Source organism: Vibrio paucivorans, assembly GCF_054053395.1.
This window is the reverse complement of the sequence record NZ_CM133231.1, coordinates 824,458-838,619: the sequence shown is the minus strand read 5'-3', so window position 1 is coordinate 838,619 and position 14,162 is coordinate 824,458. Positions and strand designations below refer to the sequence as shown.

The following is a 14,162-nucleotide window of genomic DNA, read 5'->3' as shown; positions in this document are numbered from 1 at the left end:
GCCCTGACGCCCTAATTGCTCAGGGCTTTATTTTGGTTCATTGAAAAAGAACTTCTTACCCCAGTCGTCATAAATCAACTTGCGACTTCTGAATGCAGGCTTAGTCTCGTAGTTGGCTTTCCAGCGGAGACTCATCTCATCTAACTCTTCACCCGCTTGCTCTGCCTCATCAAGCGTGATCCAGCGTCTGAACTCACCTTCTTCTGTTTCTTCTTCAAGCTGCGCTGTACGGGACTCGTTTTGGAATTCCAAGATCTGTCTCTCCAGAAGCTCTTTTTCTTCCTGACTCATCTCTGAGCCCTTCACAGGTTTATCAAACGCCGCCAAAGCATCATGGGCTTGGCTTCCGGCTTCGAGCGTTGGACTGGTGAACACCTCTTCACGCTGAGGGAAAGCGGTAATGTTTTGTCCCGTCTTGCTTTCATACTCCATGATTTCTTCAGCTAGGTTTGCAAGGTTAAATTTCTTCGCCGCCTTACGATGCTCTTTTTCTGCTCTAGCGGCTTGGCGTATCTGTTTACGCTTCGCCAGCTCGGCGATTTGTTGGCGAGAGACACCCGTAAACTCTGGTGCTTCAGCAATGCATAAAAATTCATGGTCATCGTTGTACACAACCAAGCGGCCAATATCGGTTTCATCGCAGTAGACGTACACCCAGCTGCCCACCACCAGTTCAGGTGCGATATACCAAATGTTCTCCACCTTAAGACCTTTTTTCGCCACCTTACGCTTGCCGTTACCACCCGCAGGCTCAGACAGCAGCATATCGAGTGCTCGCTCATCAGTAATACGCTCAACCACACCATTCCAATGGGTCGCTTTCTCGAAAGGGCTACACCCTAATGCGCTATGTTCACGGTGGTGGTATATCTCCACCCACTTATCACAAAACTCTTGCAGCTCTTGTGGCGAAATTCTGGCTTCAATGATGTCACCCCTTGTCATCAAACGCTTAGCGAATGAACGACGGGACTCAATGGCCTTGCGCTCTGTGACGTTGTGGCCCACATAACCAGGCATCATTTCTAGCCAGTCATGGCTAAATGTGCGAAACGCTCGTTCAATATGCGGCTTTTCTTGTGGGTGAAACGGTGTACACAGTTCTTGTTGAATCGAGAGTGAGATAAATGTCTGCTTCATACGAAGTGACACGTAATCTGAGCCGTTATCCGTTTTGCACACCACAGGCTTACCCCAATCCAGTAGCGCTTTACGCATTAAGTGCGCGTTCGCTTCGGTGCGTGGAGTTTCTGTTACCAGCAAGTGCAGACGGCGAGAGTACACATCAATCACACCTGACAAGTGAACGCGCTTACGATTGCCTTCCCATACACACTCGATATCGGCTGGGGTTGCATCCAGCTCCCATAAGTCATTCAGGTCATTGACGCGCTCACTTGCGCTACCAAAGGCCGACATAAACTCATTGCGCCACTTGTCAGGGTTGGTCATGTAGGTGTAGTGATGAGCGTTGTGCTCTTTCCAATCCGTCATAAAGTTACGAATGGTGGTGCGCTCTGGTAGTTTGAATTTATCCCCAAAGTACGTTTCCATTGCCGTACGCATTTTACGTGGTGTGGTCGTTGGGTATTTCGTCATCACCGCGACAATGAACTCTTCCAGTTCAGGTTGATCACGTATCAAGGATTTACCCAGCTTAGGCTTGGATTTATTGTGCTCTAACGCCAAGGCGATGATGCCGGTTTTGTTAAGCTCACGCGTCCAACGGTAAAGAACTTGCGTACTCACTTTCTGCATATTGATCATCTCTTGGTGCTCAATCGCATAAGGGTGTTTCAGGTTACGGATAGACTCGACAAACATTTCCATAGCACTAGAGCCACGGCCAAGCTTGCTGCTTTCTCTGAATACTTCGTACTCTCGTACTAGGCCAGCACGAATCAACGCTTTTTCACGGTGCTCAGAACAAAGCTCAGATAACGCTTTATGATCGTCTTGCTTCTTTTGTTCGGCTTGGGCGGCGCGTTGCTCTAATACCTCTTCAAGGTTGAAGTTGCTTACAACCTTTTCCAGCGACTTTTTGGCTTCTACCTTGCGTAGATGCGCTTGGGTTTCTGCTGGAAGGCATGAGATGTGATATTCGAAAGCTTTAGATTTTTCACGCTTTCTTCTACTATCAGCCCCTATCTTTGCCATAAGAATTCGAGTGTTACGTTCTAGCTCTCGCATCCCTGGCAATCCAGTTAACTCTTTGACCGTATAAAACATCAAGCCACCTCACCATTCACTTTATCTTGGTAACGGCTAGGCCATATTTGGTTAGGCTCCATATCTAGAGCTTTAGCAATGATTCGCTCTGCTCGTGGATATGGGCGCATGAATACGTTACTTAGAGTAGTTCGAGCCATTCCCGAAGCTTTAGATAAGCCAGTCACAGTCCAACCTCGCTTTATCAATGCCGCCTTTATATCGGCTGGGTGCCAATCACAGCTTTGATTCGACATAGTGATCTCCTTTGTGATTTTGAGTACACTGACTAGTTCAATGACTAATCAGTGAATTAATACTTGTCTTAACATGGGTATTAGTATTGATCTAAATATATGACACTTCAAGTTATATTTTTCGATCCTTTTCTGTTTTTTGCTGATTTCATGGGTAAATAACGATATGGCGATATAAAACAATGACTTACAAAGAATCGGATCGAGAAGAAATTAATGACACATCCGATCCTTTTCCAGCCGAGAGAAAAGGATCAATAACAGAGCGTCTGAATTTTCTATCAAAAGATAAAACTATCAGAGAGACAGCTAAGTTGTGGGGGATATCCACCGCAACAGTGAGTCATTATTTGAATAAAGGTGGAATGCCATCTTTAGATCGTGCGATTGAAATATCTAACAAGGAAGGTGTTTCTCTTCAATGGCTTGCTACAGGGGAGGATACAAGTAATGAAACTAATAAAGAGAAGGCTCCAACCCCTCAAATTCAAGATATAGTCTATGTAGACAAACATAACGTTACAGCATCAGCTGGAGGCGGAATGCAGGTTGATACAGAAAGTATTATTGACCGTTACCCCTTCTCTAAAGAGTTTTTGAAGAAGAACCGTATATCGCATTGCGATCTATCCATTATTGAAGCGAGGGGTGACAGCATGGAACCTACACTCGAAAGTGGAGACGACATTGTGATTGCAAGCTGTGATAACAATACACACAAGGCGTTACAAGGGATTCATGTAATCAACTTAGGTGGGGAACTTCGCGTGAAACGCCTGGAATACGACATAATGAATGATGGCTATCGCATTATTAGCGATAATCCCTCATATAAAGAGGAGTTTGTTCCACGCACCAATCTAGATCGTATGCGCGTTATAGGCGAGGTGGTTATGGTAATAGGTAAGCCAGCCAGCCAGCCAGCCAGCCAGCCAGCCAGCCAGCCAGCCAGCCAGCCAGCCAAGAAAGCGTAAGGCTCCTGCACCACCTGTCAAGAGATGTGAATACATGCAACCAGACGGAGTCTGCCTAATGAGTGGCACAGAGGGCTTCTCTTGTGAGATCTACAATAATGGCGAGTGTGGTTTATACGAAACGAAAAGGAAGACAGAAAGAGAAGTGGAACTAGAGTAAATCAGACAAGCTCTATTTTTATTTTATCTTTGCACCTCAACACTAATTTTTACTAACAAATGATTCTCTGGTTTTCGCGGTAAAATACGATCAAGCCGCGAAAGCCCATCCCATCTCACTTTCAAGCGTTCTCTTCAAATCTTCGGGAATCCTCGATAATCTCATTCTTTTTTATTTCTTGTTACTAATTACACGACGCAGTAAAAATCGCTCGTCATTACAATAGGCACATTGTTTGAGAATGGATATGTGGGGTAACGAACACCTAACTTTTTGGCAATCGCCATTGCACGCTCAACAGATAAGAGTGGGTACTGCTCAAAAATTAGAGCGTACTTCATACTAAAACGCAGCCGATAGAAAAAGTGGCGCTCGTTTGTCGACAGCAAATCTCGGTCTTGCCTTGACTCAGCAAAATCAGGAGTTCGTGACTTACTACCATAAGACTTAATATCTTGAGTTTTGATAAATGAAACGTAGTGCGGGCTTAGTTGGTTTTCGCGTTTCCAATCTTCTATCCATTTGTCGCGTACTGTGTGTGTGATTTTTTTTCTAGGTTTCATTCTATCTCCGTATCCAGCTTATTCTCTTACTGGCTAAATTAGTATGGTTATTATCTATGAATAATACAAGTGTAAGGTTGCTTTAAGTTGTTGTATTTATTGACATTATTTGATTGTTATTGAAATAATATCTCCTTGCGAAATTGATAATGTCTTGATTTGAATTCACTTCTTGTGAAATATAAGGGGGATTTTTTGAGGTTAACCGGACAATATTTGAAATTTTTTTTGGAGAAGATATGACTGATGGCAGAAAAAGCGATCTGGTAGCAGAGTTCTTTGAAGAATTTAATCGAGTTACGCTCACAAAACGCAACAAAATTCATGGTCGTGTGTATCGCAAACTAAGCAAGTTTGAAGAGGCAAGCGATATCGATTACATAACGTCAAGTTGTATTGCTGACATTGAGCGCATATTGCAGCAGCAACTCTTGAGCCCTAGCGGTCACTTTAACCTTGTAGAGGGCGCACGAAAGCTTTCCGAGTTTGAGAAAGATAAGAGTTATGTGGAAAGATACGTGCTTGAAGCGACCAAATCATTTTGTCGCAAAAAGCAAAATTATTGGACCCACGGCCGCAGAAAAGGCGACCCCAACAGAGGGGAAACCCATAAAGCGAAAAAAGCCGGAGCAGCAGCCAGAATATTTGAACCAAATAGTGATCAGACTTTAGATCAATGGTTAGACTCTCTAATGACGTCTAGTTTGAGTTTGGACAGCTTACAACCAGAGACGCTAGCGGATTTAGATGCATTCTTTAAGCACATCGTAGGGTTGAATCAAGATAAAATTGACTGCTTTTGGTTAAGGTTGACTGGGTTCACGTTTGTTGAGATGTCTGAGCTTGATGAATCAATCACTGAGTCGCCGGATAAATATCGGAAGAGATACAAACGGATGCTAGCTCAGCTTAAACCATACAATGCAGAGTTCAGGGCGATTTTACTCCAAGATTTTCGATGATAGGTTCGGGTGATATCAGTAGTCAGATGCAGAGGAGGTTTGTATAGCTCTTGTCCTTCTAGTGGCTCAACTCTTAATATGAAAGCATACTTTACGCGCTGCTGAGAGTTAACTCCTCGAAAACCAGCAAAAATAAGTGTCTAACCCGCTGTAATTCGATAAAATAACCGCAATTTTGGCTAGGTCTTTAGTCACAGTTTAATCAAAGAGAATCACCATGCTAACGGGCAAAGTTCGTAATCAGATCAACCAAGCTTGGGAATGTTCTGGACTGGTGGTGTCGTTAACCCAATTTCAGTTATCGATCAAATCTCTTACCTACTGTTTATTCGTCGTTTAGATGAACTGCAAAAGACCGCTGCACTGCTAGATAGTTGTGTGGTTGTCAGTAAAACGAACCGTTAAGCATCAAAATGAAGGAAAAGCGAAAGTGGCAGATTTTAAAAAGATAGAAGAACTAGAGAAACGTCTATGGTCAGCCGCTGACTCATTGCGTGCGAACACAGGCTTAACGGCACAAGAATACTCTCGCCCAATTCTGGGTTTGATATTCCTAAAGTACGCTGAATATCGTTTCACGTTGGCAAAGAGTAAAATTGAAGAACAAACCAGTTCGCGTCGTCGTGGAAGCGGTGACATTAAATCCAAGATCCAAGCAGAGGGCGCAATGTATGTACCAGATGAGGCGCTTTACACCAAGCTATTAGCGCTTCCAGAAGGTGCAAACATCGGCGTTAAAGTTAATGATGCTATGAAAGCTCTAGAGGCCGAAAATGAAGCGATCAAAGATGCACTGCCTAAGACCTTTACTCGCTTTGAAAATGACATACTAAAAAGCCTGCTGAAAAACTTTAACGACATCGATTTTAGCCTTGGCTCAGATATCTTTGGTCGAATCTATGAGTACTTCCTCAATGAGTTCGCCAAAACCGAGGGGCAAGGCGGTGGCGAGTTCTTCACACCTTCAGCACTGGTCAAGCTCATCACGGAAATTATCGAGCCTTATCACGGCAAAGTGTTCGATCCAGCCTGTGGCAGCGGTGGTATGTTTGTCAGCTCAGCTGATTTTGTATCTAGCCACAACAAATCAGCTTCAGATGAACTTTCTGTGTTTGGGCAAGAAAAAACTGGTGATACGGTTCGTCTATCAAAAATGAACTTGGCGGTTCACGGATTGCAAGGCGACATCCGCGAAGGCAACTCCTACTATGAAGACCCATTTGAACTTGCTAAAGGCGGCGTTGTCGATGGTAAACAACACGGCCAGTTTGACTATGTCATGGCTAACCCTCCATTCAATGTGAATGAAATTCAAAAAGACCGTTTAGAAGGTGATAAACATCGTTTCCCATATGGTATGCCGCGTAACGACAACGGCAACTATATCTGGGTGCAAATGTTTTACTCAGCACTTAACCAAACAGGTCGTGCTGGCTTTGTGATGGCAAACTCAGCAAGTGATGCCCGAGGTTCAGAGCAAGACATCCGTCAACAACTGATTGAAGATGATGCAGTTGATGTCATGGTGGCCGTATCGACCAACTTCTTCTACACCGTAACGTTGCCATGTGCGCTGTGGTTTTTAGATAAAAACAAACCTGCGCATAACAAAGACAAAGTATTGTTTATCGATGCTCGCCATATCTTCCGCCAAGTTACCCGTTCAGTGCGTGATTACACTAGCGAGCAACTTAATTTTATCGCCAATATTGTGCGTTTATACCGTGGGCAAGATATTGATAATACTTACCTTGAAACCCATCCAGATGATGGCAACGTTGGTAAGTTTAAACTAGAAGACTTCTTTACCAATGATCGTGGTGAACTGGCTTATCAAGATATCGCTGGCTTATGTAAAGTGGCATCTAAAGCAGACATTATTGAGCAAGGTTATAGCTTAAATCCTGGTCGCTATGTGGGGGTTGCTGATGGAGAGGTACTAGATGATGTGGAGTTTAAATCGAAGTTTGAATTATTGATAGAAGAGTTGGAGTCATTGAATTCCGAAGCTCATCAACTTGAAGCTGATATATCAAAAAATGCAGCTCAAATATTAGGGCTTTAATACTATGAACACTCTACGCAAAGTTAAAATTAAGGATCTGGGAAAGATTTATACAGGAAGCACACCTTCAACTAAAGACGAAAAAATGTGGGGAGGGATATACCCATTTGTAAAACCGTCAGATTTAGTAGGTGGCTCGCGACGAGTACCTAAAACCGAGATGATGCTTTCAGAGGCAGCAACAAAAACTGCTAAAGGTAGACTATTACCGAAAGGCACAACTTGTGTTGTAACTATTGGGACTATTGGCAAGTTGTGCCAATTAAGTGAGGCTGCCGCAACAAATCAACAAATAAACTCAATAGTGGTTGATAAGGAAAACTTTGACGAAGACTACGTTTATTACTTAATGACACAGAGTATTGATAGAGTCAAAGTTGTAGAAGGAGGATCAGCTTCAGGCCGAGAGCACGTTAAAAAGAGCACGTTTGAACAAATTGAATTAAACGTATTGCCATTACAACAGCAACAAAAACTTTCGCGTTTAGTTCGCAAATATGATGACTTAATCGAAAACAACAACCGTCGTATCGTTATCTTAGAAGACATGGCGCAATCACTTTATCGAGAGTGGTTTGTTAAGTTCCGCTATCCAGGTCATGAAGATAGCTTTGATGCTTCTGGCAATCCAAAACTCGTCGAATCTCCGATAGGTCAAATCCCTGAGGGGTGGGAAGTTAAACTGTTGGGTGAGCTAGTAGAGTTTAAAAGGAAAACTATAAAAAAAGGTATAGTGTCTGAAAATACACCATACATGGGTTTAGAGCACTTCCCTAGAAAGTCGATAGCGCTATCTAATTGGGAGGAAGTATCTGAAATAGGTAGTAACAAGCTGGCTTTCTGTCGTGGCGATATATTGTTTGGCAAGATACGACCAAACTTTCATAAAGTTGGTGTTGCGCAAGTTGATGGTCTTTGCTCTTCTGATACATTCGTTCTTTCTCCAAAGGAACGCACACACCATTCATTAATCGCCATGGTTACTTTTTCTACTGAGTTTGTTGCTCAAGCGGTGCAAACAGCACAAGGCAGTAAAATGCCGAGAGCTAGCTGGGACGTTTTGCAAGAGTTTGCTGTATGCGTACCAGAATCGAAAGCACTTGAAAGTTTTAACCGTGTTGTTACTCCAGCTATCGAACAAATAAGAGCCCTTAGCCTTAAAAATAGGAACTTAAAGCTGCAACGCGATATGTTATTGCCAAAGCTGATCTCTGGTCAAATTGAGTTATAAGGATGATTATGCAGCCGATTGAAAAGCTCGTTGACTGGGTGAAAGATAAGCCCGTCTTTTGGCGTCATGCTGTTAGGCTGGCGCTTACCAAAGGGGAATTGACAGAGAAACAGCACCGTTTGATTTGGTCAATAGCACAGATGGAATATGGCGTTATTGAGAAAAATGAGCTTTACACTCTCTATGAAACGCCAGTTACCGCAGCAGGGTTAGTTTCAGAGGTGTCTGAGGTAAAGCTATCTTCGATTACTGATGTCGTTAATGTAGGTTCTTTGGCACCAAATCAAACTCTAGCTTTAAATTCTAACGGTTTAAACATTGTTTATGGCGACAACGGTACGGGAAAGTCAACTTACGCGCGTATTTTAAAACACGCTTGTTTAACTCGGGGGGATGTTGCCCCAATTCTCGGTAATGTGTTTGATAAATCGGATGAAGCCTCTTCTGCTAAATTAACCGTTTGCGATGACAGTGATACCTTAACGGTTGATTGGACAAAAAAGGCTGAAGCTGATGAAAAGCTGAAGTCCATCAGAGTGTTCGATACAGATACCGCCTCACACTATGTGAGTAAAAAAGAAGGAACGCTGGGCTACAAACCATTCGCTCTGAAAGTATTAGAGTGTTTAGCGGTTGCACTGGACTATGTAAAAAGACAAATCGCTGAAGAGTTGATGCCAGGTAATGGTATGCAAACTCTTCCAACGTTTTCTGATGAGACGTTAAGTGGAAAGTTTGTTAACGGATTAAGCCACCTTTCTTCGGTGCAAGATGTCGAGAAGCATTGTGGAAGTGATGATGAAATTGGTCAAATAGAACCACTCGAGCAACGTATTTTTGAGCTCAAGTCTCAATCGGTCGCTAGTCTAAAGAGAGGGATGAGTACAAAGGTCGCACGTATTAAGCCGTTTTTACGCAAACTTAACGAGTTAGATGGTTCTTTAACAACGAAAGCCTATACAGAGTTGATAGCTCTTAAGCATGATACTGATGAAAAGGCAGAGCTTGCAAAAGAACTCAGAGAGCGTGTTCTATCCGGTTTGCCATTTGAAGGTATTGGTGACGCTAAGTGGTTAACCCTATGGAAGGCAGCCGAATCATTTATTAAATCTCAAACGAATGAAGTTTCTTTTCCGCCAGCAGAGTCAGATACATGCCCGTTGTGTTTACAACCTGTCAGTAGTGATAGCGCAGACAAATTGACGTCATTCAAAGAATTCGTTGCAGACCAAGCTGTTCAAGAAGCAGAAACAGCCAGTAAAAAACACAAAGATGCCATTAAGAAAATTGACGAACTTGTAATAGATATCAGTGATTACGATGCCGTTATTGATGAGCTGACACCTGAAGGTAGTTCATTTAAGGCTGATGTAGCTACGTTTGTTAAGTCGCTAAAGTTGCGTCAATCGGAGTTTTTAACTCAAGATTCAGAAATAGGTTTGTCCGATATCGATAAACGGCCAATTACTTATTGTGAGGAAACTTTAGCAGCGCTGAATGCGGAAATTCAGGAGCTAGAAAAAAATGATGATGAGTCTCATAGCGCATTAGTTTCTGAAAAGGAAGAAGTTCTGGCAGAGCTAAAATCGCGGCAGTTAGTGGCAGAAAATAAGGACAGTATCATCAAAAACATATCTCGGTATGTTCTTGAAAATAAGCTAAAAGCGATTGAGGAAGTTACTACAACTAGACAAGTAACGCTTCTCTCTAATGAACTGAGCAAATCGACGATAATTGAGCCATTAGTGAAGTGCTTTGGCGAAGAATTGAAAAAGTTTGGGTTTGATAGGTTCAATGTAGAAGTAAAAACAAGAGGATCTGCAAGTCAGCAACTTTCAAAATTGGAAATTACCGACGGTAGCAAGAATGTCGTTGCTGAAATTGCTAGTGAAGGTGAGCAACGGTGTATAGCGATTGCTTGTTTCATGGCGGAAATCATCTCAGATGGTAGACGTTCCGCTGTTATTTTTGATGATCCTGTTAACTCACTTGACCATCGATGGCGTGAAGACATCGGTAAACGTCTTGTAGACGAGTCACTTGAAAGGCAAGTGGTTGTGTTTACACATGATATTGTATTCTATAAGTATTTGCTTGAATGTGTGGATAAAGTAGATGGAGTTTCCGTTACACAGGTTCGTTTAGACCGTAGTCGTAAACATACCGGCCTTGTTGACCATACACCGCCTTGGGATGCCTTACCGATAAAAGCAAGAATTGGACAACTAAATGCGGCATATCAAGCATTAGAAAAAGTAGACCGGACAGGAACCGAGCTCGAATACTCACAACATTGCTACGGCTTTTATAATCTACTTCGTGAAGCCTGGGAAAGGTTGGTTGAAGAGAAGTTGTTCAATAATGTTGTAACTAGATTCGGACGCTCGATCCAAACGCAACGCATCACTAAATTAATAGAAGACATAACCCAAGCAGATTACGATGCGATTAACTTAGGAATGTCGAATTGCAGTACGTTCTTTCAGGGGCATGATACGGCGACAGGGCTACAGCAGCGACCTAGAAGCATAACTGAAATCAAAGCTGATTTGGACTTAATTATCGGCTTAGTAACTGATTTAAATAAAAGAAGATAAGTTTTCACCTACGTTGCTCATTAGGACTTCTTGAGCAATTCCTATTTACAAATTGTTTTAGGTCATTTAACGATTTCTAGAGCAACATTAAACTAAAACTTTAGCGTTATATGGATGTTGGCGAAAATCATTTAAGAACGAGGTAAACCTTGGAAATAGAACTGTGGGAAGGAGGGCTTCAAGCCCAAGAAATTAAAGCCATTGATAAAATTAAAGCTGCATTTTCTCAACCTAAATTGAAGAAAAACAAACCATCACGTGGTGGTTCTTTTCAAGATCAACTGCGCAGTATCGGTGGTTCATCAATGTTCCCATGGAAAGGTTATGCTGGGTTTAGGTTCGTGGATTCCGATCGCGGCTACGAAGGCGAGTTTGACCTTGTCATCGTGACTCACTGTAATGTTTTCATTGTTGAGTTGAAAGATTGGAATCATGGTGAGATTACCTGTAATCAGGATAAGTGGTACAAGAATAATCAGCTGATGGGACGCTCTCCTGTGAGTGTCACGCGAAACAAAAAGTTCTTGTTGGACAACAAGCTTAAACGTGAGAAACACCGATTTAGCAATAAAGGTTTCGCACCGTTTGTACATTTTTTCGTTGTGATGTCAGGCAACGCTGATTTTAGCAAACTCCCAGATACAGAATTACATCACACGATCAGCCTAGATGAGTTCTTAACTTACGCCGATCAAAAAACATTCAATGATAAATTCCGTCCTCACCCAAATGCGCAAGTTCTGAACCAAGATTTCGCTATTTTCGATGAACTGTTCTTAGGCAACTCAACCGCACCTAAACAGATAAGTGTAAATGGCTACAAAGCTGAATCACTGATATTTGATGAACACCCAACCAAGTTGTACAAGGAATTTCTAGCGAAATCAGAATCATCCAAACAGGATGAAGCGTTACTGCGTGTATGGAATTTTAAAAATTTTGATGGGGTGAAAGGCGGGACACCTGAAGGTCGATATAGCATCGTTTCTCGGGAGCGTGAGGTGCTCAGCTATATCAAGCACCAGAACTTAGACTTATATAAACACTGTTTACGTTCTTTAACCAATGTACAGCCTGATGACGTAACGACCGAATTTAACGAAGTATTCGAATTACCACCAAACCATAGTCGATTTAACGAGTTCATCGGTAAGTTTGGTAAAAACTTCTCTGATGTTGACCGCTCAAACTTAGTTAAGTTGCTAGTAGCCAAGTTTGCTGACTTGCATAGGATGAAAGTTGCTCATCGTGATTTAGGAGACCATAGCCTTTGGATTTCTCCTGGTAAAGAGATTGCATTATCTAACTTTATCTCTGCCTACCACCAACCCATTGGCACTGTTGGTGATTATCGCTCGCAGTTATCTATATCAGGTAAAAACGCAGATGATGAGCTGTCTCCATTTCAAAGTGATGTAAAAACACTTGGCATTTTGTGTTGGCATATTTTGAATGATGAGCGAATTTCGCCGGTTAGTTTAGAAAAACTAGCTGGGAAGCTAGCTTCTTGTTCAGAGTGGTACGGCTTGGTCCTAGAATACGCAATTGCTGGAGGGCGTTATCGTGATGCTGAAGAATTGTTTGATGCGTTAAAAGAAGCTGAGCCGAGCGATGCATGCACATTTGAATTTGATGATAGTGAACTTGAGCCATTCAGAAGAAACATTAGCCACTCCCGTCAATATCGTGAAGATGATGATCTCATTGTAGAAACTGACGAGAAGGAAGTTTATGTATCAGATGGGTTAATGGTAAAAGCATGGCTTAATGTTAATCCATCAGTTGATGACCCAGCACTAAGCTATAAAGTACTGCACTTTTTACAACGCCTTGAGAAAATTAGATCGATAAATCCACCATACCTGCCATGTGTTAGAGAGTTTGGGATTGCCACTAAGTCTTCAAGCCTATTTATGGTAACAGATAAGGTTGAAGGGTTAACTTGGAATAGGGCATCAATTGGCAGCAAGCAACGCTTGGCGGTGATTGATAAGTTGGTTGAGTCTGTAGAGCATTTACACGGGCTAGGCATCTACCATGGCGATTTACACCCAGAGAACATTATTCTAACTAAGACAGTTGACGGTTTTGACATAACGTTTATCGATGTACCTGATTTCTCCACTGATGGGGATGAACCGAAAAATCATCGTTATAGCCCCGAAAATATAGATAACTGTACACCTTTTGAGCGAGATAATTTTGCAGTCATGAGATTGTCGTTCGAGCTATTAGGTGGTGAGTGGGGAGTCGATTTAAGTGAATTCCCAGAGCTAAGTGAGGCCTTAAAGGTTGAGGTGAGCGACCCTAGCGCAGGATTCAAAGATCTTGTTCGATTTAAAGCAGCTTTAAAACCTAAAAAAGCTGTAAACATTGCCCCAGTTACTATTAGTAGCAACAAAGATTTTGAAACGATTACAATTTATCCCGATAACGGAAAATTGTATGTCCATGTCGAGAAAAGTAATCAAAACAGTACTGATGTAATGGTTACATTTTATGGGCTTGGCGGTAGTGCTCGTGTCATTTACACAACGAATGAAAAAGGCTTTATTGTTTCTTTCCCACCTCGTGCAAGAGACTCTATTCACCCGAAAGATATTGAAAGGTGCCAACTGGTTTTAGACTTTGCCATCACGATTAAGTCTGGTTCTGTTATGGAGTTCAGCCAATTAACTAAAAAGTTGATGGGCAATGAGTCATTTAATAGAACGGTGGAAACGGTACTTAAACCAGTTGAAGATGAGGAGAAAGTTGATGGGCTTACTAATCAACTAGCTCAAGTATTTAAAAACATTGAAGCTAAAAATACGTCTCCAGATCATCTTGTAATATCAACTGATAAATTATGGAAAGCAGTTCTGGAGACTGAAACCCAAGCCTATCCATATATTGAGGTAATTGGGGGGGCAAACGAAGTAAAAGATTCCGATGACGAACTTATTCTTCCATACGCTTCTGACGTTGATGTACTAGGGCAATTTAATAAAAATGATGTTATTGAAGCTTTAAGAATTGTAGGCGAGGATGAAGTTCGCCTTGGTGAAGTTAAGCTTAAACAAAGTGCTCTCAATGAGATGAGATTAGATTACATCGCGTCGGTTTCAAAGCAAGGAATCTAGAGGATGGAGACCAAGTTTTCTTC

The 14,162-nt window shown here is 42.1% G+C and carries 9 protein-coding genes and 1 pseudogene; 7 read left to right on the top strand and 3 right to left on the bottom strand.

The window, feature by feature from the left end; translation table 11 throughout:
* Window positions 1-27: 27 nt before the first annotated feature.
* On the bottom strand, window positions 28-2,229 hold the full coding sequence (locus tag ACXABW_RS19050) for a DDE-type integrase/transposase/recombinase (RefSeq protein WP_457527015.1): 2,202 nt from the start codon (window positions 2,227-2,229) through the stop codon (window positions 28-30).
* Window positions 2,229-2,465 (bottom strand): helix-turn-helix domain-containing protein, encoded by a 237-nt coding sequence (locus tag ACXABW_RS19045; RefSeq protein WP_457527013.1) that lies wholly within the window; start codon window positions 2,463-2,465, stop codon window positions 2,229-2,231. Before ACXABW_RS19045 ends, ACXABW_RS19050 begins: the two co-directional genes overlap by 1 nt.
* Before the next feature lie 182 nt (window positions 2,466-2,647).
* Between ACXABW_RS19045 and ACXABW_RS19040 the strand changes: the two genes are divergently transcribed.
* Window positions 2,648-3,439, top strand: coding sequence for a S24 family peptidase (locus ACXABW_RS19040; protein WP_457527011.1), 792 nt, complete (start codon window positions 2,648-2,650; stop codon window positions 3,437-3,439).
* A 348-nt stretch (window positions 3,440-3,787) separates the two neighbouring features.
* On the opposite strand, the gene ACXABW_RS19035 is transcribed toward ACXABW_RS19040, so the two are convergent.
* Window positions 3,788-4,162, bottom strand: a complete 375-nt coding sequence (locus ACXABW_RS19035; RefSeq protein WP_457527009.1) for a hypothetical protein — start codon at window positions 4,160-4,162, stop codon at window positions 3,788-3,790.
* Window positions 4,163-4,401: 239 nt separating this feature from the next.
* On the opposite strand from ACXABW_RS19035, the gene ACXABW_RS19030 reads away from it, so the two are divergent.
* The 6 genes and pseudogenes from ACXABW_RS19030 to ACXABW_RS19005 all read left to right on the top strand — a co-directional run bounded on the left by ACXABW_RS19030 (window position 4,402) and on the right by ACXABW_RS19005 (window position 14,139).
* Entirely contained in the window at window positions 4,402-5,124 is a 723-nt protein-coding gene (locus ACXABW_RS19030) for a hypothetical protein (protein ID WP_457527007.1), read from the top strand.
* A 217-nt stretch (window positions 5,125-5,341) separates the two neighbouring features.
* Window positions 5,342-5,484, top strand: a pseudogene (locus ACXABW_RS19025) (type I restriction-modification system subunit M N-terminal domain-containing protein); the annotation flags it as partial.
* 70 nt (window positions 5,485-5,554) lie between these two features.
* Entirely contained in the window at window positions 5,555-7,189 is a 1,635-nt protein-coding gene (locus ACXABW_RS19020; protein ID WP_457527005.1) for a type I restriction-modification system subunit M, read from the top strand.
* A 4-nt stretch (window positions 7,190-7,193) separates the two neighbouring features.
* Entirely contained in the window at window positions 7,194-8,420 is a 1,227-nt protein-coding gene (locus ACXABW_RS19015; protein ID WP_457527003.1) for a restriction endonuclease subunit S, read from the top strand.
* Between the two features lie 8 nt (window positions 8,421-8,428).
* The gene (locus ACXABW_RS19010) at window positions 8,429-11,017 is read left to right on the top strand and encodes an AAA family ATPase (RefSeq protein WP_457527001.1); all 2,589 of its coding nucleotides are present in this window, start codon (window positions 8,429-8,431) and stop codon (window positions 11,015-11,017) included.
* Between the two features lie 149 nt (window positions 11,018-11,166).
* Window positions 11,167-14,139 carry an NERD domain-containing protein gene (locus ACXABW_RS19005; RefSeq protein ID WP_457526999.1) on the top strand — a complete coding sequence of 991 codons (2,973 nt, stop codon included), beginning with the start codon at window positions 11,167-11,169 and terminating at the stop codon, window positions 14,137-14,139.
* The last annotated feature ends 23 nt before the right edge of the window (window positions 14,140-14,162 follow it).